Source organism: uncultured Ruminococcus sp., from assembly GCF_946415235.1.
Taxonomy (GTDB): domain Bacteria; phylum Bacillota; class Clostridia; order Oscillospirales; family Ruminococcaceae; genus Ruminococcus.
On record NZ_CAMKRR010000004.1, the window covers coordinates 67432 to 91719 of the forward strand.

Genomic DNA, 24288 nt, shown 5'->3' on the forward strand with positions numbered 1-24288 from the left:
CTCCTTATATTATCGCCTTGCGGCGTTTGTATCAGTCCTCAAAAAGCGGCGTCGAGAAATATCTCTCCGCAGTGTCGGGGAGTATCGTTACCACGGTCTTGCCCTCGCCCAGCTTTTCGGCAAGCTTAAGTGCCGCAGCAACATTCGTTCCGCTTGATATACCGCACATTATGCCTTCCTTTGAAGCAAGGTCCTTGGCGGTCTGTATAGCTTCCTCATCGGTAACTATATATATATCGTCGTATATGTTCTGATTGAGTATATCGGGGATTATTCCGTCACCAATGCCCATCTGCAGGTGAGTTCCTATATCTCCGCCTGCCAGTATGGCAGCGTTTTCGGGTTCTACCGCCCATATCACCATATCCGGATACTGTGCCTTGAGAGCCTCGCCGATGCCTGTGATAGTACCGCCTGTTCCTATTCCCGAACAGAAGCCGTCTATCTTTACTGCGGTCTGCTCCAGTATCTCCAAAGCCGTGTGGAATTTGTGAGCGCCTATATTGTTCACGTTTGCAAACTGCTGCGGAACGAATACATTTTCGTCCTCCTCTGCCATTTTCAGAGCTGTGTCAAGGCACTCCTGTATGCACTTGCCGATATCTCCGTCGTCGTGTATAAGCATTACCTCTGCGCCGTAGTGATTAACAAGCTTGCGGCGCTCCTCGCTGACGGAATCGGGCATGATGATTATAGTTCTGTAGCCCTTGACAGCTCCCACAAGGGCAAGACCTATGCCCTGATTGCCGCTCGTAGGCTCTACGATTATCGTTCCCTCGTGTATCTTGCCTTCCATTTCCGCATGGCGTATCATGTTGTAGGCTGTGCGGGTCTTTATGGAACCGCCTACGTTGAGTCCCTCGAACTTTACGAGGACGTCTGCGCTTCCCTTTTTGTTCATTCGGTTCAGCTTTATCATCGGAGTATGTCCGATAGCCTCCAGAACGTTGTTGTATATCATTGGTCAATAACTCCTTTATGAGTTGAAAATTATAAACAGCTATTTTACGGTTCTTCCGCTTTGTCAGTCATCGTTCATTTAATAATGAACGACCTTGTTTTCGTCCCATTTCTCTGTCTTTTCAATATCCCATAATTCTTCGTAGTTCTTGAAATTGTCGGGGAGCAGAAAAACGGAAGTCTTTTCGTACTTCGCATTGTCCAGAAGTACACGCCACCTGACTATCTTATACGTCAGAGCCGTATACATACGTGTGCCGCCGTCCTTGTATGTTCCTGTAGGTACAGGTACGAACAGAACAAGAAGAATACAGACTAATATCACTGAAATGATGGTTTTAGTCTTCTTTTTCACAGCCTCTCCTCCTTAAACAGCTCACTCCTCGGCAGAAGCGAACTGGCTCTCGTGACGGGTGAAGAAGTCCGTTCTCGGAGGCAGGAATTTCAGCTTGTGGTTCTCACCTGTGAAGTATGTAAGCGGCTCAAGGATAGTATCCCATGACCATAGCCTCTCGTCAGCATCAAGGTACTCACGGAGCTTCTCAGTACCGAAGGGAGCCATCGGGTGCAGGAGCACACCTGCTATCCTTATCATGTAGAACAGATTGGCAAGAGCCTGCTTTAAAGCCTCCTTGTCGGGATACTCGCCGTTAAGCGCCTTTGCCATATACTTGCTTCCGTTGCGGATATAGCTGTCAAGTACATAGGTACACTGATGGAATGCAAACTTTGACATATGCCTCTCATACTCAAGGACTGCCTTCTTAGCGTCCTCAAGGAATTTCTCCTCGGGAGCGTTGTCCGGCATAACGCCGTCAAGCTCCTTCTGAGCTGTATAGAAAGCCGTTCTTATCATGCGGTTGTATACGTTTGAGAGAAGCAGTCCGTCCTTTACTACAGGATCGGCATCCTCGGGCTTTGCGTCGGGATTATAGGGCTTGGGCATAAAGCTTACGGAGCGCTGTCCCAGACCGAGACCCAGCCAGTGCATACGGAGCTGCTCGGGAGTATAGTGATTGAGCAGATCATCAGCCATAGGCGGCTTTACCGCACCCGAGCTTGAAGCCTTCTTATCAAGGAAAAGGATATGGTGATTAGCCACGATAACAGGAAGCTGCAGCTCTCCGTCCGCAGGGGAAGCGGTCTTTTCATTGCTCTCCTGCTGTGCCATCCACATTGCAGGCTCGGCAATGCCATAGAAGTAGATATTGTCCTGTCCGATAAACTGATATACAGTAGCGTCCTTGCTGCACCAGTAGTCCTTCCATTCTTCCTTGTCATGACCTATGCTTTCAAGGTAAGTCTCCGTAAACGATATAGGAGCCCACAGTGACTCAGGCCATACCCATACTGTAAGACCGTCCACGCCCTCCATAACAGGTGCAGGGACTCCCCATTCGATATTGCCCGTAAGACGGAAAGGAACAAGTGTCTTTCCTGTTCTGTAGCGTATGCCGTTCTGAGTGAGTATGCGGCAGGCTTCATCGCAGTCCGAAAGCTTGCTGAACTCGATAGTAAAGGAGGGCTTTTTAGGCTCTTCTATGTAGTTATGCTCAGGCATGGAGGCTTTCAGCTCCATGTACTTTTCCTCGAACTCACGCTTTATGTAGATAACCGGGTTCTTGAGGAACTCGTCAATAGTTTTCCATACAACGGGACGGATATCCTTGCGCTTTTTCAGCTCTTCCACCCAGTCCTTCATGAGCTGCTCATAGTCGCGGAGCTTGAAATACCAGTTGGTAACAGGCTTCATTGTGGGAGTCTCGCCTGTGAGGGTACTTATGGGGTTTATAAGGTTCTCGGGCATATACTGATGTCCCATGTCGCACTCGTCTGCGTAGCCTTTTTCGGAGGTACAGCCGTCTACGGGACATTTTCCTATTACCTGTCTGCCGTTTATGAATACTCCCGCTTTCTCGTCAAAGAACTGCATCGTAGTCCTCTGTTCGAGCTGTCCCTTCTTATGGAGAGAGCTGATGAAGCGGTCTGTGACAGAAGCGTGTATCTCCTTGGAGCGGCCGAGACCCGAAGCTGCAAAGAGATTTGGAGCTATACCGTAAGCTGCAAGAGTTTCCTTCTGCTTATTGTGATTTTTCTGTACGAAATCCTCAAGAGAGCCTTCAAATTCGCCGTTCTTGACCTTTACTCTCCAGCCCTCTGCGATAGGAGAGCCGTAGCAGTCCGTGCCGCTGACGAAGATAACATTTTCCTTGCCGATGCGGTCTCTCAGGAAACGTGCATAGGTATCCGCAAATACCAGCATACCGCCCACATGGCCGAAATGGAGCTCCTTGTTGCCGTATGGCATACCGCCTGTAACCACAGCCCTTTTCGGGAACACCGGACGTGGTATCTCAAAATTTTTCTTTTCTTTATTGTCTGACATCTTTATTACCTCTTTTTATAATTCATAATCTAAGAATTCATAACTCATAATTGTGGTGTCCGCTATTGCGGACTGATTTGAATATTTTCAGACGATCATTAATTATGCATTATGCATTATGAATTATGCATTAAGCAAAGGCTTCCAGCCTTCTGCGTGTTATCTCCTCGCCGAGAACATGGCTCACTTCCCATATATCGGGAGCGTTTGCGTGTCCTGTGAGGGCTATGCGAAGCATATTCGTGATATGGACTATGCTTCCCCTGAACTGCTCGGGGTTCTTCTTGTAGTCCTTGGGCTTTACTGCAAAGCCCATTTCCTCTGTGATAGCCTTTACCTTGTCGAACCATACCGCACTGTCGTCGCTGTGGTCGTATGATGCAAGATATCTTCCGAAGAAGTCCTTCACTGTTGCCTCATCGCACTCCTCGGGCATATCGTCCGTAACTCTGAAGGTCTCGTCATAGTAGAAGCTCATGAAGTCGCAGGCCTGCTTCCATGTTTCGATGTCACGTCTCGGCTTTGCACCGCCTCTGCCGACATTGAGAGCTGCAAGCGTCCGCTCGGGGTACTTATTTATGAGTGCGGCGAAATCACTGTTGTACTCGCTGCACCATTCAAGCCAGCCGTCGCGTACCTGCTCGGCAGTCATGCGGCATATTACATTCTTGGATATATCCCTCATCTTGTCCAGGTCTACAAGGGCACCGGAAACCGACATCTTCTCCAGTGTATAGGGGAACTCGTGATAGTCTGCCTCGGGATTGGCTATGCGCCATTCCTCATAATTGGAATTGAGCAGAGTAAGCAGGAACTCCCATACAGCGTCCTTGCTGATACCCTCCTGCTGATAGTATGCCAGCGCAAGCTCGGGGTCCTTTCTCTTTGAGAGCTTTCTCTTGCTCTCGCCGTCCATTTTCATGAGAGTTGCCGTGTGGCAGTATACAGGCTGCTTCCAGCCGAGTGTATTGAAGAGCTCTACGTGCATGGGCAGTGAGGATATCCACTCCTCGCCTCGTATAACGTGAGTTGAGCGCATGAAGTGGTCGTCGATGACGTGTGCGAAGTGATAAGTCGGGATACCGTCGCTCTTAAGGAGTACGAAATCCATATTATTCCTCGGCATTTCAAGCTTTCCGCGGATAGCGTCCTCAACGGCGATAATCTCGCCTGTCTCCTGACCTCTGAAACGGAGCACCCACTCCCTGCCTGCTTCTATATTTGACTTTATCTCGTCAAGGCTGAGGTCGCGGCACTTTGCGTACTTACCGTAAACTCCGGGATTTTCCTTATTTGCGGTCTGCTGCTCGCGGACAGCTTCTATCTCCTCGGCTGTCATGAAGCAGGGGTAAGCAAGTCCCCTTTCCGTAAGGAGCTTTGCAAATACATGATATATCTCCTTACGCTGTCTCTGACGGTAAGGACCGTAGCTTCCGTTGTCGCCCTCTGCGGTAGCTCCCTCGTCAAAGTGAACGCCGAAATAGTCCATAGCGTTGATGACTGTCTCAACAGCGCCCTCCACCTCACGCTTATTGTCGGTATCCTCTATTCTCAGGTAAAATACGCCCTGTGACTGGTGAGCTATACGCTCTCCGATGATAGCGTTGTAGAGGTTTCCGAGATGAACGAAGCCCGTGGGACTTGGTCCTATACGTGTGACATTGGCTCCTGCGGGGAGCTGTCTTTCGGGGAAACGCGCCTCAATATCCTCGGGAGTTTCCTTTACATCGGGGAAAAGGTAATCTGCAAGTGCTTTATAGTCCATATTATCAATCCTTTATATGTTCTCCGTCCGTCTGCTGACAGACACATTTAATTTATTATATCACATTATTATTATAAAGTCAAATATAAGACTGCACAGAACGGCGGCCATGCATTTAACATCTTTCCCTCAGGCATCGGCCTGTAAAAAGGCATAAGAAAAGCTCCCCTCATTATGAGGGGAGTTGTTAAAAAATGCGATTATTCTTCTAAAAAATCATAAGCATTTGCATACTGGAGAACCGCAGTTATTGCAGTTACCAATCTTATACCAACAACCACACTGATAAATATAAGTTACATTATGCCAACCACAATTGTGACTGCAATACTGAGGAGGCACACCTGCATCTGCTTTAAGTGAATTGTCTGTCTTGGTAATAGCTGTACCGGCACCGAGAAGAGTGAAAGCCATTGCGACTGCTGAAATCTTTTTGATTACGTTTTTCATTTGTTTCATATCCTTTATTAAATATTTAAAGTCGGCCGTCTTTATGTGTTTATTATATAACTAAATATGCATATTGTCAACACAATAAATGTAAATTCAACAAACTTTTACCCATAAGTGGATTTTTTGACCATTTATGTATAATATTTTTCATTTTGTGTTTGATTTCTTTTACTATCTTACAAATACAATTTAATTACATCATTTTTGACTGTGAGCTTCACGCCCAAATTCACGCTTTATCCTCAAGGAAACGCACAAGCATATTCCATGTGGTGCAGTCCACTGTACCGCTGTCATCTATCCCGCAGCAGCTCTGAAAGGCTCTCACAGCTCTTACCGAGGCTTCATCAAACTCGCCGCTGACAGCTACCTTCGGCATATTATCGTACCACGCCGCAGCTTTCATAAGCATAGCCTGCAATATATATACCAGCTCTCCGCTGTCGCCCTGACACACCCTGAAGCTCCTTGAGGGGAAAACATGATAAGCCGCAGGAGCTCCGTCAAGATAATCACGGTATATGGCAGCTATCCTGTCCCATGTAGCGGTATCGGTCTCGCCTGTGTCGGGAAGCCCGTATGCGCGTTGAAAGGCTTTCACCGCCTGTACCGTGGAACTGTCATACACTCCGTCGGGAAGCACCTGCGGTATCCGCCTGTCAAAAAGGGATATACCGTAAAGATAGGTCTGAAGCTCCCTGATATGTTCTTTTTTCTGCTGATCTGTATATGGCACAAAAAACAACTCCATTCTGTTTAATGCGTAATTCGTAATGCGTAATTCGTAATGCGTAATTTTGTCAATTAAGAATTACGGAAACATGAAATTTTATTTCCAATAGACGGCGTTCCTTACTTAATGGTATAGCCGGGGTTCTGATATGGACGCTTATCGAAGCCGTAGCGCAGGTCGGAGTATACACCCGCTATCCTGTCCCATGTTACAGCTCCCACGATACCCGTAGGGTCAATGCCGAACTGCCGCTGGAATGCCGTAACGGACTGCTTCGTAAGAGGCCCGAAATAGCCTGTATCGCTTACCACAGGGATATCTGGATAGCTTCTGTTGATATAGGTAAGATACTGCTGGATTATCTTCACACACTCCCCGTTCGCCCCCTCCCTGAGGACTGTGCCGGGATAGAGAGCAACGTAGGTATACTGCGGCGGAACGCTATCCACTATGCCCTGATAGGCACGGTAAAGGTCATTTCTTGTGGCTCTGTCGGCAACTCCCGTCTGAGGAAGTCCGAATACGCGCTGAAAAGATTTCAGCGAGCGCTCGGTCTGTTCTCCGAAATATCCCGTTATCTCAACGGGTATGACCGCTTCGTAGTAAGCACCTATGACCGCAAGATAGTATTGCAGCATACTTACCTCTATTGACTGCATACCGATACTGAGATCCTCTGTGAACCTCGGCGCTATATCCTCAAAGCGGACTCCCTCGGAATCAAGCTCCGCAAGATGCTTTACGCTTGTGTAGATGTAGCTTATCCTGTACCATGTAGCCGCGTCCACAGCTCCCGTCTGTTCAAGTCCGAAAACCTGCTGGAACTTCCTTACTGCGTTCTCCGTAGGAGTATCGAATATGCCGTCTGCGGCGGGTATTTTTGGTATTGCGGGGAAATTACCCGATATGCGGTTCAGCCATACCTGTATGAACTTAACATCGTTGCCGAAGGAACCGTTCCTGAGCTCCGCACCGGGATATGAAGGCATGGCTGTCCGCACGGGAGCATCCTGCACTATCTCTATATCATCCCCGTAGTAATATTTCAGTATCTCCAGCGAATTGTAGCCTCTCTCCGCAAGAGCCTGCGTGCCCCACTGTGAAAGGCCGTTACAGGTGGAAGTCGTACCGTTGCAGAAGGCGGTGAAAAGCGGCTCAACACTTCCCTTCCGCCTTACGTAATCGTTGAAAAGCTCATCAACGAGATAGCTTATGTTCTCGAAATACTCACGGCCGTTAATGAATTTCTGGTCAAACTGTGTCGTTGCAGTGATATCAAAGTCGTACCCCCGTGAACGGTACCATTCCGTATATATCCTGTTCAGCGCAAATGAAACTATGGCATAGATATTTGCACGCAGAGCGCTCACGTTCCATGTGGGATATATCTCGCTGGAAGCCACATTCTTGACATAAGAAGCAAAATCCACTTCAACATTCGGAGCATTTGAATCAGGAAAGCCAAGATGTACCGTAATAGTCTCGGGAATAAAAGGCGTACCTGTAAGCATGGCTCACTCCTTTCCGCCGCCGAAGCCAGGCTCTGTATTATAGTAGGTCACAGTTTCATCATCGCTGCTCATCATAAGCGGAACAGGTATGAGGTTGAAGTTCTGAACCGAGGTTATCCCCGAAAATACAGGCACATCAACGCTCCTCGCGCGGAAGAATCCCTCCGCGTAAACGCTCACGTCGAAGAGATTGTACGGCCTCTCCTCGGGATCGGGAGCCTGCGAATGCTCAAGATCGGGTACAGGCAGCGAAAACTTCGGCGATACGCCGCTTTCATCGGTAGCTCCCGAAGCAAGCACAAGTCTCTTCCCGTCAACTACAGCCGTTACCTTTACAAAAGCGCCCTCCACTGCGGAGGAGTCGTCTCCCGTCCTAACATTTACAAGTATATATCCCATTTCATTCCCGAGGAGCTCCTCCGAGCTGTACTCGGGGGGCTCGTCATCCTTATTGCTATCCTTGCCAAGATCAGTATCCAGCTCCGAAAGATCGGGCTCGGGATAGCGGCTGTTGTAGTCCTCATCATCGCCGTTTCCGTCTTTCTCCGCAAACTCGGCATAGGCAGTATCATCAGGAAGCTCCTCTGTATTTTCATCTTGCACCTTTGGGAGCTCCTCGTCATGTGAAGAGCTTCTGCTGTAGAGCTTCATGAGCTCCTGCTTATATTTTTCAGCATCAAAATTACCGTTTTTCATACTATCTCCTCCCTGTACATCATATTCCCGATATATGCCGAATATTACACCTTTATATTTGACTTTCGGTTGTTTTTATAGTATAATTTGTTTTTGAAAGTGAAAACAAATTATTTTTTCATGAAAGGAAAAACATGAATCACAAAGCTATATATATGCTGATAAGAGAACTCAGCAGCGAAAACGCAAGAAAAAGTCTTATGACCGATGCAGAATTTTCCATGCTCACGGAAGAAGAACAAGCCGATGAGATAAACCGAGCTGTCAACGCAGCCCACATCGACCGTTCACTGATACACATGGCTTATTCAACACCGCCGCCGAACGCAGAAAATACAAATTCTTCAAAGAATATCATGATAATAACAGCCGTGTCAATGATGATCGGCTTTGCCATGTTTATCTTTGGTCTTTTCAAAAATCAGTCCGACTCCGAACTCGGCGGACTAATAATTGCCATAGGTCTTATCCTCGCCGCAGGAGTACCTGCCGTATGCTATGCCGTCGATAAAATACGCACCGAACTTGCACAGAAGCACACGGGAAGCAGCATATCTTTTTCGGAATATGACGCAGATTCCAACTATTCCGACGGAACTCCGCCCAAAAAAGTATTATGGACAGGCGGCATCGGTACTGCTCTTGTGGCGGCTTCACTGGTATCCCTGAGCATATTCCGCGGAGATAAGCTGAGCACGGCGTTCGGAGCACTGTTCTTCGCAGGCTCGGTCCTGCTGTCCGTAAGCCTCAGACTTAACAAACAGCGGGACTATGATATGATCATGTATTTTCCTGCCCTGCTCGGACTTATGCTGCTGTTTATAAGAGCAGCAGCAGCCGTATCTCCCGAGGCTGTGCCCGAGCTTGTAACAAAATGCTTTTTTGCATACTTCTGTCTCCTTGCTCTGTCCCCTTTGATATTCAACATTATCAAACTCATAAGATGCAGGAAAAAAGTCATTGCGGAATGTATAGATGTTGAGGTTTACAAGAGACGCCACTATTCTCATTTGACATCCTACCGCGCTTACTGGGCATACACTGTCAACAGCAGAGCCTATCTGCACAGGGATCTTATTTCACATAGTCAGAAGCCGATCCACGAGCACACCGAACTGCGGGTAAATCCAAAGGATCCTCACGATATCCACAAAGTGCTCTTTCCCGGCGGCGGTGCGCTTATATTACTATTCTGCGCCATGGTCGGCATCATCACCTTTATGGCAGCTCAAGGCACTCCCATTTCGTAAGCACTATTGCACTTGACAATATACCATTATTGGTTTATAATTATAATATATCAACTTTTTTAAAGGAGATTTCAATATGCAGTTAAGACCTTTAATAGCGCTTTGTATTGCCATAATAGCCGCAGTGCTCATAATCTTTGCGGGGAAATCCTGCGCTGAGGACATTGCGAAAAGCAATAGAAAAACACCGCATCTTATAACCGATCCGACCTTGCCATTCAATACCGCGGACCTTACTCCTCCCAACTATAAGCCTACAAAAGAGGGCGAAACGACCGAAGCGGAGGAAACTACAGACTTTTTCTCAACGATACCTACCGATGAGTACGGAATGTTCATCGAGACTACCGCACCTACCGAAGCAGGTCAGATGTATATGATAGTGACAAACGCAGACGGACAGATCGTTGAAATGATACCCGTCACCACCTCGGAGGAAGAAGATGCCCCCGCTACAACTCTTGATTTCCTTGACGAGTACGAAGCCGAACAGGCTTCAAGGGAGGCTGCCGAACAGGCAAGGCGTGAAGCTGAAACAACAACATACGATCCGAATCAGAAGATCGAGATACCATTTATAGAATATTAATATAAGGAGAAATCATCATGGTTATTATCGAAATGGAAAACGGAAAGAAGATCAAGATAGAGCTTTATCCAGATATCGCTCCTATCTCATGCGAGAACTTTGAAAAGCTTGTAAAACAGGGCTTTTACGACGGTCTCACATTCCACAGAGTTATACCGGGATTTATGATACAGGGCGGCTGCCCCAACGGTACGGGCACAGGCGGTCCCGGCTGGCATATCAAGGGCGAATTTGCTGCAAACGGCGTAAAGAACGACCTCAAGCACACAAGAGGAGTTCTCTCGATGGCTCGTTCGATGATGCCTGATTCCGCAGGCTCTCAGTTCTTCATCATGCATGAGGACGCTCCTCACCTTGACGGCAACTATGCCGCATTCGGCAAAGTAGTCGAGGGTATGGAAGTTGTTGACGAGATAGCAGAGTGCGCTACAGACTATCAGGACAAGCCCACAACTCCGCAGATAATGAAGAAAGTCACCATTGAGTGATAGGTCATCAGTACACAGCAATTAGTTTGCGGGCTGCCATAGGCAGCCCGCATTTTTGAATATTACAGCAAAAGGGGCGGATATAATCCGCCCCCTGCACATTGATGCTTACTTAAGATATGAAGCAAGTCCGCTTATATTCTGCTTTCTGATCTCTCCGGCAACAAGTCCCGCAACGATATTTGCGCCCTTCTCGCAGAAGTGAGTTCCGTCGGTAGAATCAGCAACAGCTCCCATAAGATGATAGCTCTTTGCGGTGTCATAGCCTACGGAATTGTAGTGGTTCACCATAAGAGTATTAAGGTCTATACAAGGTATGCTATACTTTCTTGCAAGATTGTAGCAAGCCTCGTTGTAATTGGTATAGCTGTTCACAAATCTGCCGTTTGAGTAAGCCTTCATGCCTATTGTCGTTGTTACAAGTATGGGAGTCGCCCCCTTGTCCTTTGCAGACTTTATGAACTGCGTCATATACCATTCATAGGAACCCGATGAAGGATTATCTGCATTTCCGCAGGTCGGTGCATATCTGTCAGCGTTTGAAGCTCCTGCGTCGTTGATAGCGAACTGTATCATTACGAAGTCGCCCTCTTTAAGGCTGTCAGCAATGGTCTGCCATCTGCCCTCGTCGTAGAATTTCTTGGAGCTTCTTCCTGCTATGGAGTGATTTGCAACAGTGATATCACTGTTGAAGTAATCCTGCATATAGTAGCCCCAGCCCTGCTGAGGAGCATATGAAGCACGGTAGCTCTGTACCGTTGAATCTCCTGCGATATAGAGTGTATGCTGACCGCTGCCTGTATTCTGCTGCTCCTGCGAGGGATCATATATCTCCGCATATGGCTCGTCCGTCAGGATAAGCTCTATATAGTCAAGGTTCGGAGCTCCCTCGGACATTGCAGACTGCATGACTATTGTATTGCTTCCTGCCTTGAGCGGAAGAACTATGCCGAACTCATTCCAGTCCGTCCACGAACCCGTACCCGGGAAGGACTGCATCCAGCAGAGATCGAAGTTGTTGTTCACGAAAAGCTTCATCTTTCGGTCGCTTGTTGAACCGTTTGCGAAGCGGATATGCGTCATGTAATTTCCGTCAGATGGAACATTTACGCTGAATGTGATATTGCTGTCAGTGTTGTTGCCGAGGTTCACATAGCCCCTGTCGCAGGTATATCCTGAATTTGTAGTCTCAATAATACCGTCGTTCCATGTCTGGTCTGCCGCGTAATACTTCACGGGAACAGGAGCCGTAGAAGTTGTTGTTGTGGTGGTCGGCTGAGTTGTTTCGGAAGTTGCAGGAACTACCGTTATCGGGCTCGGAAGCTCGTTAAGTCCAAGGAGATAGGTCTGTATGAACTGAGCGTCCTTTACTGTCATACCATCGCCGTCACCCGTAACGTCGGCATTGCCGATGCCCACAGATGTTATAGCGCGGCTGTCAGAGCCGTTTATGCCGTATTTGTTCGGGTTTGCCAGAGCCTGCATGATAAGAACAGAGTCCGAAAGGTCAACTCCGCCGTCGCAGTTCGAGTCACCGGGAACAAAGGTAATATCAAAGGGAAGAGTTGTTGTTGAAGTCGTTGTAACGGTTGTAGTGGTTGTCGTTGTTGTGGTGGTAGTCGCCGAAACTGTTATAACTGCATCATCGGCCTCGATCATTTCCCACTTCTGGCAGGCGTGACCGTTTACTTCCCACTGCTGTACATTGGCTCCGATGTATTCAGCTGCGCTTCCGACCTCTACCGCAGAGGCATCTCTTGAAGCTCTTGTGAGTATGGTAACAGTGCCGTCGCCGTTGTCCATGAATTTGAAGAACTGATCGCTGTAGCCGTTCTTTTCCGCAACTACGATATTCGCACCGTTATCGCGGCTTCCGTTGTCAACATAGAGGCAAAGCTCCGAACCCGCAGGCCTGATGTAGTAATAGTCACCTGTTGCCTGTACGCACTTCCATGTGATATTGTCCGGAAAGCCTTCACCCTTGTTAATCTGTTCAACATTCATGGTGTCTCCAAGAGTGTACGTCATATACAAACCGCTGTTGACGTTCCTGAACATATAGCAGACATCTTCCTTTGGATGGAAGGGCTCCTTTGCGCCCGAGGATATCTCCTCAAGCATTATCTCCGCTATCTTCTGAGCGCCCATTTTGCTCTGGTGCAGGTCATCGGCAGTACCGTCGTTCTTTATGGCATAATAGGAAGCCATTCCGTCATAGCCGACAGAAAGACCGAAATTCTGCCACCTGTTGAAAAGGTCTACAACCTGTACGCCCTGCTCGCTGCCTATCTTGTCAAGAGAGCCGCCGTACCAGCGTCCCGACAGCTTTGGATTGCGCTGCAAGTCACCGCGTCTGCCCTGCTGCTTGACGAGAACTACCGTCATGCCCTTGGCCTTTGCCTTCTTTACCATATCGGTAACTGTATTGTAATACTCCGTTTCGTTGGAGTAATTTGAATCATTGATGCCAATGGAGATTATGTAGTAATCTCCCGATTTGCCGTAGGTCTCAATGGGAGCGAACTGTCCCGCGTCCACGAAGCCCTTGGCGTACTGTCCGCTCGTAGCCATATTGCGGACATCATAATTGCCGTTTGGAAGCTTTCCGCTGAAAAACTGTCCCCAGCCATGCTGCGAGGTATCTGCACAGTTATAATAATTCGCAACTGTCGAATCGCCGCATATCCATACCGTAGGCGGCATAGCTCCCGAGTCGTTGAGCTGAGTTATCTCCACAGCCGCAATAGACTGTTCACGGTTGCTCATACCCTCAACAGCCTGTAAATTGAGCTGTCCGTCGGTAACGGGTATCTTCACGGTCTCGACTGCGCCTCTGCCTGTGAGGTTCATCATCTGGACCATGCCCTCCAGCTTTATGGTAGTACGTGGAGCATTTCCGATAGTGACCTTTACCTCGTAAAGTCCCTTCGGCAGGTCAACATTGAATGTATTTCCCGAACCGTAATCCTTGAACTGCACAGCGTCCGCAACTGCTCCGCTGCCTCCTGCGGAAACATTTGCAACATTCCATGTCTGTGCGAAGCCATAGCCTCTTCCGCGGTCATAGCCGTCCGAAGCCGATACTCCCGTGAAGCCGTTTGCCGCGCCGCTTCCGCCGAAATCGAACTTCCAGTCAGCCGAAGCCGCCTTAGCACTTGCTGGTCTTGTGAGGTCGGCAGCGCCAAGTCCCGCAAAGGCGGAGAGAGAAAGCGCCAGCGACGTAAGACCGCTCAGCATTTTTCTGAATTTCATGTAAACTCCTCCAATTCCGTACAAAGTACGCATAATTATCTACAATAATTATAGCATTGTTAATAAGTCAAGTCAATATTTAGCGTATGCACTTTTGAATTATTTTTACGTATTTTTGTATCATTTTAACAAGAAGATTACTTAAAAATTGACCGCCTGTCAGGTGACAGTTTTTTATAGTGCATAACAGAACAGTGAAAAAGTTTAGTACCAATAAGTACTCATTCAAACATTCTCTCCTATAAATGTGGTAAAGTCATTAGTACCAATAGGTTCTAAAAAGCTTACCATTAATAGGAGACAGTATTATGCATTTTCAAAGACTTAAAGATCTCCGTGAAGATATGGACTTGACTCAGGCAAAAATCGCCGAGCTCCTGCATACAAGTCAGACGGTATATTCGCGCTACGAACGCGGATTTCAAACCATTCCCGTTGAACATCTCCTGATACTTGCCGATTTTTACGGAGTTTCCGTTGATTATATCCTCGGCAGGACTAATGTAAAGGAAGTCAGCAGGAATATAAAGAAATAACATTTTATAATGGGGGGATAATATGAACGGCAAGAATACTCACGCAGGCCACAGAGAACGCATAAGGAAGCGTTTTCTCGATTCGGGGCAGGACGGACTTTTCGAACACGAGCTGCTTGAACTGCTGCTGTTCTACGCTCGTCCCGTTGTAAATACCAACGGCATAGCCCATGCACTGACAGATGAATTCGGAAGTCTCGGCAGGGTCATGGCCGCGGACAAGGAGGCTCTTACTGCCGTAAAAGGCGTAGGCGCAGGCGGAGCAACTTTTCTTAAGCTCATGTACGATCTCGGCACGAACTATCTCAGGAGCTCCCACAACACCGAAACTCTTACCACCCGTGAACAGCTCTGCGCCTGCTTTGAAGAGCAGTTCCGCGATACAGCTGCAAAGGTCTGTTCGATACTCTGTCTGAGTTCTCAGGGCGAGCTGCTCAGAACTGTCAATATCCCTATGTCCGACCTTATAAACCGCAGCATCTCGCCAAAGGAGACAGCCGCACTGATACTGAGGAGCAATTCAGCCGCGGTATGTATCGGCATAAATCACGGCGACGGATTACCTATCCCCGATAACAGCGACTACGCCGTAACTCACAGCTTCGGAGAGATACTATCCGCTGTCGGAGTTTCCTTCAGGGACTGTATCATCTTCGGCAGCGGCACCAGCTTTTCCATGCGTGCAAAGGGCACGTTTGCGTTCTGAGCCATGGCAGAAGATACGAAACTCCGCCGCGAACAGCTGCTGAAAAAATATGAGGAAAAGGGCTTTGACGGACTTACAGAGCATGAGCGGCTCGAACTGCTTTTTACATACAGCCGCTGCACTGGACCTGCGGCGCTGGCTGCGGAGCTTCTCGGCGAATACGGCAGCATCAACGCCCTTGCAAATGCCGATCCCGCGCTGCTTATGAAGGACGGAAGGATAAACGAGAGTACGGCAGTTCTGCTGAGACTTATCCCCTGCGTCAGCCGCTCGCTGTACATGGAGCGCTTTGCGGTAAAGACCATAAAGGACGCAGAGTCCGCAAAAAAGTACTTTTCCAGTCATTTTATCGGAGCTGTGGGCGAAAAGCTCATAATAACAGCTGTAAGCAGGAAAATGCGGGTCATCAGCTCAAAGGTGCTCGCCTACGGAACAAACACAAAAGCCGCAGCTTCATACAAGGATATAGCTGATTTTGTAGTAAAAACGGACTGCACGATATTTTTCACGGCTCATAATCATCCAAACGGTTCTTCCATGCCCTCTGACAGCGATATACTCTTTACAAAAAACGTTATCGCGTCCATGACCATGCTCGGAGCAGTCCTTGCAGACCATATCATCGTCGGAGCTTCCGACACGACCTCCTTCCGTGAGCTCGGGATACTCCGCGAAATGTCTGATAAAAACGCAGAAGGCTATCACGTATAGCCATAAAAGCACAAAAGCCATAAGGATGCTCCTTATGGCTTTTTGTTATTATTCTTTTTCCACGCTTTTCGTTCTTGTAAGGCTGTACTCGGTATGTGTGACATTTGACTTTTCGGGCTCGTCCTTATCGGGCAGCTCGGAATGTATCGTCATATGTATATCACTGAAGCCGTCGATCACCTGCTGGAGCCTGAAAACCGTTTCACGCAGTATCTCCAGCTTATTTGACACAAATATGCGTCCTGCGGGAGAATGAGGGTTCGTCTCGAACATGATATACATCAGACTTATAAACTGCTCGGTGGTTTTCGGCGCATCAAGGACACCGTTTATCATTTTGAACTTCATAGTCACCGAACCGTCCTCGGCAATGAACTCAGCCATTTCCGAATTTGACGCATATCTGCCGAATATCTCGATAAATACAGCATTTGTGAACTTAAAAACGAGATAATTCCTGAATTCTTCCATACTTTTATGAAAGAGCTGCTCTGAGAGCGTCTGCTCTGTCGGTCTTTTCCCATGCGACGCCCAGATCCTCACGTCCCATATGACCGTAAGCAGCAAGCTGTCTGTATTGCGGCTTTCTGAGGTCGAGCATTTCGATGATGGCCGTCGGGCGAAGGTCAAACACCTTTGCAACAGCCTCTGAGAGCTTCTCCTCGTCTACCTTGCCTGTGCCGAAGGTATCAACAAGTATGGAAATAGGCTTTGCTACGCCGATAGCGTATGAGAGCTGCACCTCGCACTTGTCCGCAAGACCGGCCGCAACAACGTTCTTTGCGATATAACGTGCGGCATAAGCAGCGCTTCTGTCGACCTTTGTCGGGTCCTTGCCGCTGAATGCTCCGCCGCCGTGGCGTGAATATCCGCCGTAGGTATCAACGATTATCTTACGTCCCGTAAGACCACTGTCACCCTGAGGGCCGCCAACAACGAAACGTCCTGTCGGGTTGATGAAGAGCTTTGTATTGCTGTCCATGAGCTCCTTCGGTATAACAGCCTTGATAACGAACTCCTCGATATCCTTGCGTACCTGATCCAGCGAAACATCAGCAGAATGCTGTGAAGAAACAACGACAGCGTCAACTCTTACGGGCTTGCCGTTGTCGTACTCAACAGTGACCTGAGACTTTCCGTCGGGACGGAGGTAACGGAGAGTACCGTCCTTGCGTACCTCTGTGAGCTTCATGGAAAGCTTGTGAGCAAGCGAGATCGGAAGGGGCATGAGCTCGGGAGTCTCATTGCAGGCAAAACCGAACATTATTCCCTGATCTCCCGCACCGTTTGAAAGTCCGTCTGACTCGCTGTTTTCTTCTCTGTATTCAAAAGCCTCGTTAACACCCATAGCGATATCGGGCGACTGCTCGTCGATAGATGTGAGCACTGCACAGGTATGACCGTCAAAGCCGTACTTGGCTCTGTCGTAGCCGATATCAATAACTACCTGACGGGCTATCTTCGGTATGTCTATTTCAGCTGAGGTGGTTATCTCGCCCATACAGAGCACCATGCCCGTGGTAACACAGGTCTCGCAGGCAACTCTTCCGAGCTTGTCCTGCTCAAGGATAGCGTCAAGAACAGCGTCAGAGATCTGATCGCAGATCTTGTCGGGATGTCCCTCAGTAACCGATTCGGATGTAAAAAAGCATTTACTCATTTTAATATGACCTCCTGATAAATAAAAAAACCTCTCAAACTGAGAGGTCATGGTTACACAACGCCCTCATCTTTCGGATAAAACCGCAGGAATTAGCACCTTCGACGCATTTCGGTCGGGTTGCTGCGGCTTCATCGGTCCTGTTACCTCCGCCGCTCTTGATAAGGTTATGTGTGTATTATACACCATTGTCGGAAATTTGTCAATAGTATATTTCCCATATGCAACACTTTTTTTGACACAAAACAAATGAGCCTCCTTTTCAGGAAGCTCATCTGCCATGATATAGGGATTATTGGGGATTTAATAATTTAATGTTGGGGTAAACATTAAACTACCATGAAAATCAGCCTCGGGATATTCTCCCTCAGCATTTATATTATATCACACATTTATGTATTTTGTGTGAAAAAGCCGAACGAGCAGTAGAGAAAATATTCAACATATTCGAAGTCCGATTGTCTATATTTTACAAGTGATATTATTATAATCCACCGGTTTTAAACTTGTAGTATTTTTTTGTAATCGGATTAACGCCAGTTATTTACATTTTCCGACTTTACAGTACCCTATTTCAGGTTCACAGGAACGCCGAATTATTGCTGCTTTTTCACATCACTGATCTTGAACCAGAAGGTAGAGCCCTTGCCGATAGTGCTCCTTACTCCGTAGTCGTAGTTATGCAGTTTGAGCACAGCCTTTACGATGGAAAGGCCGAGACCTGTACCTACTACCTCGCGCTTGTGATTTTCCGAGCGGTAATACTTGTCAAAGATAAGCTTTATCTTATCCTTGTCAATACCGTCGCCCGTATCCTCGACTTCCACAAGAACTCCGTCGTCTGTATTGATCTGACGCACGAATACCTGCTTATCGTCACCTGTGTAGTTTATTGCGTTATTGATAAGGTTGTATATTACCTGTTCTATCTTGACGGTATCGCAGTATACTGTCCTCTCCTCGTCGGGAGTAAAATGTATGGTATAGCCGTTCTTCTCGGAAAGTCCCTTGAAGCGTTCGATTATCTCGCTCAGCTTGCCGCGTATGCCGAATTCGGACGGAGTAAGCTTCTGCCTTCCGCTCTCAAGCTTGGACAGGTCGAGCATATCGTTTACGAGCAGTGCAAGACGATCGGTCTCACTGATGATTATTTCAAGATGCTCGTTCCTCTTAACGGGATTATCCCCCGAAAGATCGCGTATCATTTCCGCATAGGCTTTCAGCATGGTCAGCGGGGTCCTCAGGTCGTGGGAAACATTTGCTATGAGGTCTCTCTGCATCATATCCACCTTTGAAAGCTCTTTTTCCGCATAGGTCAGCGTGTCCGCCAGCTTTTTCGCCTCGAGATAGCCTCGTCCGTCAAATTTCGTCGTAAAGTCGCCCTTCGCAAGTCTTTCGGCAGACTTTGTTATCCTGTCGATAGGCGCAGAGATGCGGTTTGAAAGGTAAAGCGATATAATGAAAGCAAAAGCGATAAGTATCACTGTTATCGTCATGAGCTGACGCTTTATGACATCTACCGTCGCACCCACGGGAACAAGTCCGAGGTTGATGAGCAGATAGCCGTCGGGATAAGCTCCGTCTCCCAGTGTACAGCCGTAGATCAGTATATTCTGAAATCTGTAGCTTATCACATGGCCCTCCGCACTGTCTATACTGTCAGCAAGGATGCGTCTTTTGTCGTTGGGATTATGGATAAGGCAGTCATTAAAAATATGTTTTTTTGCCACTTCCCTGCTGTACTTGTCAACCACAAGCACGCACAGATCCTCTTTCACAGCCGTCTCTTCCACTATATCCGCAAGCTTTTTACTCTGCTCGTCATCAAGGACTATTTCCATTGCGTTGCTGTATTTTTCAGACCTGTCGATCTCGTTGTATACGTCTGCTATAGCTATCATGCTTTTTGCGGCAGAACGCACTCTCATGTCCTCATAAAATCTTTCGAGGAAGAATATAAGGAATATCCACAGCAGGGCGAATACCACCACAGTAAACATTATAAAGTACAGCCATATCTTGACTTTAAGGGATATCTTGCTGTTGGCATGTCTGAAATGTTTAATCGGCTTCAAATTTATATCCCATTCCTCTCAGCGTAACGATGAATTTTCGATACTCTCCGAGACTGTTTCTCAGCATTTTAATATGTGTATCCACCGTTCTGTCATCACCGAAAAAGTCGTAGCCCCATACTTCTTCAAGGAGCTTGTCCCTTGAAAGAGCGATATTCTTGTTTTTAACGAGATAAAACAGCAGATCGTACTCCTTTGGGGTCATTGAAGCCTTTACGCCGTTGACATAGACCTCTCGTCCCGCTATATCAACTTCAAGGCCCTCAAATGCGAATTTGTCGGGAGCGACTGTCTCTTCCTGACGGGTATTTCTTTTCATTACGACCTTGACTCTTGCCATAAGCTCCTTTGGTGAAAAGGGCTTTACAACGTAATCGTCGATGCCGATCTCAAAGCCGAAGAGCTTGTCATACTCCTCGCCCCTTGCAGAAAGCATGATGACGGGGATATTCTTAGTCTTATGTATCTCCTTGCAGGCCGAATATCCGTCGAGTCTTGGCATCATTACGTCCATTATGATTAGGTCGTAATCGTTATCGTGGCAGAGGTTCACCGCTTCCATGCCGTTTTCGGCTTCAGTTACCTCATAGCCCTCGAATTCGGCATATTCACGCACTACCTTTCTGATATTCATTTCGTCGTCAACAACAAGAATATGTGCCATATATTACCTCCATAGTGTTGTATTTTAAGTATCCGATGTCAAAAACATACAAATACACAGCTTCTGCTGTTCTCCGTTTATATTATAACATTATATTTGACAAAAGTGTATATTACGTGAAATTTTCTTGTAAATTTCCGTCAATTTTATCAAATTTGTTAGAGGAGTTAAATTTATAATTGACTTTTTCGGTCATTATTGCTATAATGTATATGGGTAATCATGTTTGAAGGGAGGCAGTGCCTGATGAACAACGGATCTGATAATACCAAAAACGGAAAGAAAAATAAAGTAAAAAGAGTATCAAGCAGCTTTAACCCACTTGCAGCAGCCGTAATAATCGTAGTCGCAAGCGCACTTGTGATAGGCTACTGCATTTTAAACCCCGAGTATGCCAAATCAACTCTTATCATATATATTTGCACAATGGTCTGTGCAACTCTGATCCTTGCCATATCGGGCTGGATTTATAAAAACAGAAAGACCTCGCTGGACGTCAGCGATGTAATAAAGATAACAGAGAACCTCAACACCGAAATGATAATCTGGTCGGATGATTTCTCTTTCGTTTATATAAACAGGAAGCTCCGCGAGCTTCTCGGCATAAGTGCCGACTATTCGGACAAAAAGGAAGGCGTATGGGCTGCCTTCGGCATAAATACCCCAGATTCAACCGCACTGGAAAGGATAGTGGGAAGCAACTCCTACGAATCCACTTTCCGCAATCCCAGCGGCTCTCTAATCTCCATAGCATGGAGCACATCAAAGGTAAAGAAATACAAGAAACGCGATGTTTATCTCAGCACAGGCTTCAACCTCACAGAGCTCAAGAAAATGAGGCTGAACCTTGCAAATGCCAACGACTTCTTCCACTCTTCAATGGAGCTTGCCGAGATAGGCCTTATAATGAGCACCGACAGAAGAGTTTTCCGTGCATCTCCCGAGCTTTCACATATGCTGGGACTTAAAAACAGCTCGATAAACGTAAACGAGCTGCGCTCCATAATCCACCCCAACGACAGGCTCCAGTTTGACGGAGCTATCCGCAGCAAGGACATAACAGCCTCCAAAAATCTCGAAATGAGGCTCAAGAGCGCCGACGGCTCTTACCGCTGGTACTCCTTCCGCCTTAAGTCCATAATAGGTACGGGAAATACCGCTCCCCTCTTCGGCGGAGCCGTTATCGACGTTACCCAGAAGCACGAAAAGGACATCCTTATCGAGCGCCTCGCCTACATGGACGATGTTACGGAGATCGCAAACCGCAACAAGCTGGTTGTTACAGGTCAGGAAATATACGACTCATGTAAGATACTGGACTATTCGTTCTGGATAATAGTCCTCGATATCGACCGCTTCCACATCATCAACGACACCTGCGGCTATACCAACGGCAACTTCGTGCTCAAGAACTTTGCCCATATCCTGTATAAATATGTAACTCCCGGCGGTCTCGCAGCAAGAATAAGCGGCGATAACTTCGCACTTCTCCTCAGAGACTACGGCGACGAGGAAATGCCAACAAGAACAGTAAAGGCTATACAGGAGGACTTCACAAGGCTTGCCGTTGACGATTTTGCTTCAATAAGCCTTACCTGCTCGGCAGGCTACTCAAAAATGCCCGAGGACGGCGGTTCGTTCCTTGAAGTCATGGAGCACGCCGAATTCGCACTTAAATCCAACGCAGGCATTCAGGGCAGCATTTGCGGCTATGAGCCGAGTATGCACGATTCCATCATAGGAAACACCGAGCTTGAAAAGGCTCTTGCACTTGCTATAGACAATAACGAATTACAGCTCTACTATCAGCCGAAGATCGACCTTTCATCAGGAAAGATCATGGGCGTTGAAGCTCTTATCCGCTGGATAAAGCCCGACGGAACGGTAATTACTCCCGATTCATTCGTGCCTATTGCCGAGAGCTCGCACCTCATCGGCAGAATAAGCGAATTCGTACTCAACGAGGGCTGCCGTCAGAACAAGCTGTGGCAGAAAATGGGCTATTCGCCTATAGTTATGTCCATAAACTTCGCCTCCTCGGATTTCTATCAGACAGACCTTAAAGAAAAGGTATTTGAAGCTCTTGCGCGTTCGGCTCTCGATCCCCAGTGGCTCGAGGTAGAGCTCACCGAAAGCCTCGCCCTCAGCGATATCGACTTCGCAGTGGATCAGATGAACAAGATACGCGATCTCGGTGTAAAGCTTGCAATGGACGACTTTGGAAAGGGCTATTCGTCACTGAGCTACCTGCAGGTCCTTCCTATCACACTTCTTAAACTGGACCGCTCCTTCATAACCGATATCGAGCACGACAATATCGCCTACGAGATAGTTTCGGCAGTAATACGCATCGCCAAATCAAAGAAGATAGAAACTATTGCAGAGGGTATCGAGAACAATGTTCAGGAATCCATACTGCGCATGGCAGGATGTGATTACGGTCAGGGCTACCTCTACGGTCAGCCTATGCCACCCGAGAAGATACTCGATTTCTTCGAGCAGAACGAAAAGCGCGATATGAAGCGATAAAACATAACTCTATCACAGGGAGGTCAAGATCATGAAAAGAAGAATAGGTATCCTTACGAGCGGCGGCGACTGTCCTGGTCTCAACGCGACCATAAGAGGAGTCGCAAAAGCCTGCTATGAGCGCTTCGGCGAGGAAAATGTGGATATAGTCGGCATTTCCAACGGATATTACGGACTTATCAATAATCTGTGCAAGGATATGTCACCCTCCTCATTTTCGGGCATACTCACTCAGGGCGGAACTATTTTCGGCACAAAGCGCCAGCCCTTCAAGATGATGCAGGTCATCGGCGAGGACAATATCGACAAGGTAAAGAACATGAAGGAGACCTACAAGAAGCAGAAGCTGGACTGTCTCCTCACCCTTGGCGGAAACGGCACCCACAAGACCTCTAAGCTCCTTGCAGACGAGGGACTCAACATTATCGGACTTCCTAAGACCATTGACAATGATATATACGGCACAGACGTTACTTTCGGCTTCCATACGGCAGTTGACATAGCAACGGACGTGCTTGACAGGCTCCACACAACAGCTGCGAGCCATTCCCGTGTGCTTCTCTGTGAGATAATGGGAAACAAGGCAGGCTGGCTCACACTCAACGCAGGCATCGCAGGCGGAGCCGATGTTATTATAATCCCCGAGATACCCTATGATATCGACAAGATATGCGACGCTGTAATGGCACGAAGCGCTAACGGAAAGACCTTTTCCATAGTTGCTGTTGCAGAGGGAGCTTACGACATCAACGAAGCTCAGATGAAGAAAAAGGAACGCGCAAAAAAGCGTGCGGAAGCAGGTATCCTTACCGCCACGAGCCGCATTGCAGCTCAGATACAGTCAAATACGGGACTTGAAGCCCGCGTATGCGTCCCTGGACATATGCTCAGAGGCGGTGCGCCGAGCGCTTATGACCGCGTACTTTCCACACAGTTCGGAGTCCATGCGGCTTACCTCATAGCAAAGGAGCGCTACGGAAGAACGGTTGCAAAGATAGGCAACAAGATAACCTCCAACAAGCTTGAGGATATTGCAGGCAAGACAAAGTTTGTGGATGTTGAGAATCATCTCGTCATAGCTGCCCGCGATATCGGAGTTTCCTTCGGAGACTGAAAATGCAGTATTATTGCCCCGAAACAGCTGAAAAAGCTGTTTCGGGCTTTTTACTTACAGTCCGCAGCAAACTGCCTCGTGCCATATTGCTTCCCGTATCATATACAATAGTTAATATATATATAATAAATTGATATGATAAGGATATGTCCCTGTAATCCGACGATCCGCTCTTGCAAGCAATTGTTAAAACATTAAAATATCCTGTTT

20 protein-coding genes and 1 riboswitch are annotated in these 24288 nt (G+C 47.5%); of the genes, 8 read left to right on the forward strand and 12 right to left on the reverse strand.

The features are described from left to right. Positions 1-31: 31 nt before the first annotated feature. From cysK to Q0R37_RS02175, 7 genes are all read right to left on the reverse strand, one after another. Positions 32-961 (reverse strand): cysteine synthase A, encoded by a 930-nt coding sequence (gene cysK / locus Q0R37_RS02145; RefSeq protein WP_294750593.1) that lies wholly within the window; start codon positions 959-961, stop codon positions 32-34. Positions 962-1039: 78 nt separating this feature from the next. Next, positions 1040-1315: a hypothetical protein gene (locus tag Q0R37_RS02150; protein ID WP_294750596.1), complete on the reverse strand. Its 276-nt coding sequence runs from the start codon at positions 1313-1315 to the stop codon at positions 1040-1042. Positions 1316-1336: 21 nt separating this feature from the next. Next, complete coding sequence (locus tag Q0R37_RS02155) at positions 1337-3346, reverse strand: class I tRNA ligase family protein (RefSeq protein ID WP_294750598.1); 2010 nt, start codon at positions 3344-3346, stop codon at positions 1337-1339. 130 nt (positions 3347-3476) lie between these two features. After that, entirely contained in the window at positions 3477-5111 is a 1635-nt protein-coding gene (locus Q0R37_RS02160; protein WP_294750600.1) for a glutamate--tRNA ligase family protein, read from the reverse strand. A gap of 682 nt (positions 5112-5793) precedes the next feature. Next, positions 5794-6300, reverse strand: a complete 507-nt coding sequence (locus tag Q0R37_RS02165; RefSeq protein ID WP_294750602.1) for a peptidoglycan-binding protein — start codon at positions 6298-6300, stop codon at positions 5794-5796. A 116-nt stretch (positions 6301-6416) separates the two neighbouring features. Next, entirely contained in the window at positions 6417-7808 is a 1392-nt protein-coding gene (locus tag Q0R37_RS02170; protein ID WP_294750604.1) for a peptidoglycan-binding protein, read from the reverse strand. A 3-nt stretch (positions 7809-7811) separates the two neighbouring features. Next, entirely contained in the window at positions 7812-8504 is a 693-nt protein-coding gene (locus tag Q0R37_RS02175) for a carboxypeptidase regulatory-like domain-containing protein (RefSeq protein ID WP_294750606.1), read from the reverse strand. Positions 8505-8638: 134 nt separating this feature from the next. Here Q0R37_RS02175 and Q0R37_RS02180 point away from each other — a divergent pair, with 134 nt between their 5' ends. The 3 genes from Q0R37_RS02180 to Q0R37_RS02190 all read left to right on the forward strand — a co-directional run bounded on the left by Q0R37_RS02180 (position 8639) and on the right by Q0R37_RS02190 (position 10831). Further along, positions 8639-9754 carry a hypothetical protein gene (locus tag Q0R37_RS02180; RefSeq protein WP_294750608.1) on the forward strand — a complete coding sequence of 372 codons (1116 nt, stop codon included), beginning with the start codon at positions 8639-8641 and terminating at the stop codon, positions 9752-9754. Between the two features lie 76 nt (positions 9755-9830). Beyond that, a complete protein-coding gene (locus tag Q0R37_RS02185; RefSeq protein ID WP_294750610.1) occupies positions 9831-10343 on the forward strand; it encodes a hypothetical protein in 513 nt (170 codons plus the stop codon). Positions 10344-10360: 17 nt separating this feature from the next. Continuing rightward, positions 10361-10831: a peptidylprolyl isomerase gene (locus tag Q0R37_RS02190; protein WP_294750612.1), complete on the forward strand. Its 471-nt coding sequence runs from the start codon at positions 10361-10363 to the stop codon at positions 10829-10831. Between the two features lie 108 nt (positions 10832-10939). On the opposite strand, the gene Q0R37_RS02195 is transcribed toward Q0R37_RS02190, so the two are convergent. Continuing rightward, a complete protein-coding gene (locus tag Q0R37_RS02195) occupies positions 10940-14083 on the reverse strand; it encodes a GDSL-type esterase/lipase family protein (protein ID WP_294750614.1) in 3144 nt (1047 codons plus the stop codon). Positions 14084-14391: 308 nt separating this feature from the next. On the opposite strand from Q0R37_RS02195, the gene Q0R37_RS02200 reads away from it, so the two are divergent. Genes Q0R37_RS02200 through Q0R37_RS02210 form a run of 3 tightly spaced genes read left to right on the forward strand, consistent with a single transcriptional unit; the run spans position 14392 to position 16036 of the window. Continuing rightward, the gene (locus Q0R37_RS02200) at positions 14392-14619 is read left to right on the forward strand and encodes a helix-turn-helix transcriptional regulator (RefSeq protein ID WP_294750616.1); all 228 of its coding nucleotides are present in this window, start codon (positions 14392-14394) and stop codon (positions 14617-14619) included. Between the two features lie 22 nt (positions 14620-14641). Further along, entirely contained in the window at positions 14642-15325 is a 684-nt protein-coding gene (locus Q0R37_RS02205) for a JAB domain-containing protein (RefSeq protein WP_294750618.1), read from the forward strand. Positions 15326-15328: 3 nt separating this feature from the next. Beyond that, positions 15329-16036, forward strand: a complete 708-nt coding sequence (locus Q0R37_RS02210) for a JAB domain-containing protein (protein ID WP_294750619.1) — start codon at positions 15329-15331, stop codon at positions 16034-16036. A 48-nt stretch (positions 16037-16084) separates the two neighbouring features. Here the strand turns inward: Q0R37_RS02210 and Q0R37_RS02215 are convergent, their stop codons facing one another. The 4 genes from Q0R37_RS02215 to Q0R37_RS02230 form a co-directional block, all read right to left on the reverse strand. Beyond that, complete coding sequence (locus tag Q0R37_RS02215; RefSeq protein ID WP_294750621.1) at positions 16085-16507, reverse strand: hypothetical protein; 423 nt, start codon at positions 16505-16507, stop codon at positions 16085-16087. Between the two features lie 4 nt (positions 16508-16511). After that, on the reverse strand, positions 16512-17696 hold the full coding sequence (gene metK, locus Q0R37_RS02220) for a methionine adenosyltransferase (protein ID WP_294750623.1): 1185 nt from the start codon (positions 17694-17696) through the stop codon (positions 16512-16514). A 63-nt stretch (positions 17697-17759) separates the two neighbouring features. After that, positions 17760-17864: riboswitch (SAM riboswitch) on the reverse strand. Between the two features lie 428 nt (positions 17865-18292). Next, the gene (locus Q0R37_RS02225; RefSeq protein ID WP_294750625.1) at positions 18293-19771 is read right to left on the reverse strand and encodes a HAMP domain-containing sensor histidine kinase; all 1479 of its coding nucleotides are present in this window, start codon (positions 19769-19771) and stop codon (positions 18293-18295) included. Then, positions 19758-20435 carry a response regulator transcription factor gene (locus Q0R37_RS02230; RefSeq protein WP_294750627.1) on the reverse strand — a complete coding sequence of 226 codons (678 nt, stop codon included), beginning with the start codon at positions 20433-20435 and terminating at the stop codon, positions 19758-19760. Before Q0R37_RS02230 ends, Q0R37_RS02225 begins: the two co-directional genes overlap by 14 nt. A 246-nt stretch (positions 20436-20681) precedes the next feature. Here Q0R37_RS02230 and Q0R37_RS02235 point away from each other — a divergent pair, with 246 nt between their 5' ends. Both Q0R37_RS02235 and Q0R37_RS02240 read left to right on the forward strand, forming a co-directional pair. Further along, entirely contained in the window at positions 20682-22964 is a 2283-nt protein-coding gene (locus Q0R37_RS02235; protein WP_294750628.1) for an EAL domain-containing protein, read from the forward strand. 31 nt (positions 22965-22995) lie between these two features. After that, the gene (locus Q0R37_RS02240) at positions 22996-24078 is read left to right on the forward strand and encodes an ATP-dependent 6-phosphofructokinase (protein ID WP_294750629.1); all 1083 of its coding nucleotides are present in this window, start codon (positions 22996-22998) and stop codon (positions 24076-24078) included. Positions 24079-24288: the final 210 nt, after the last annotated feature.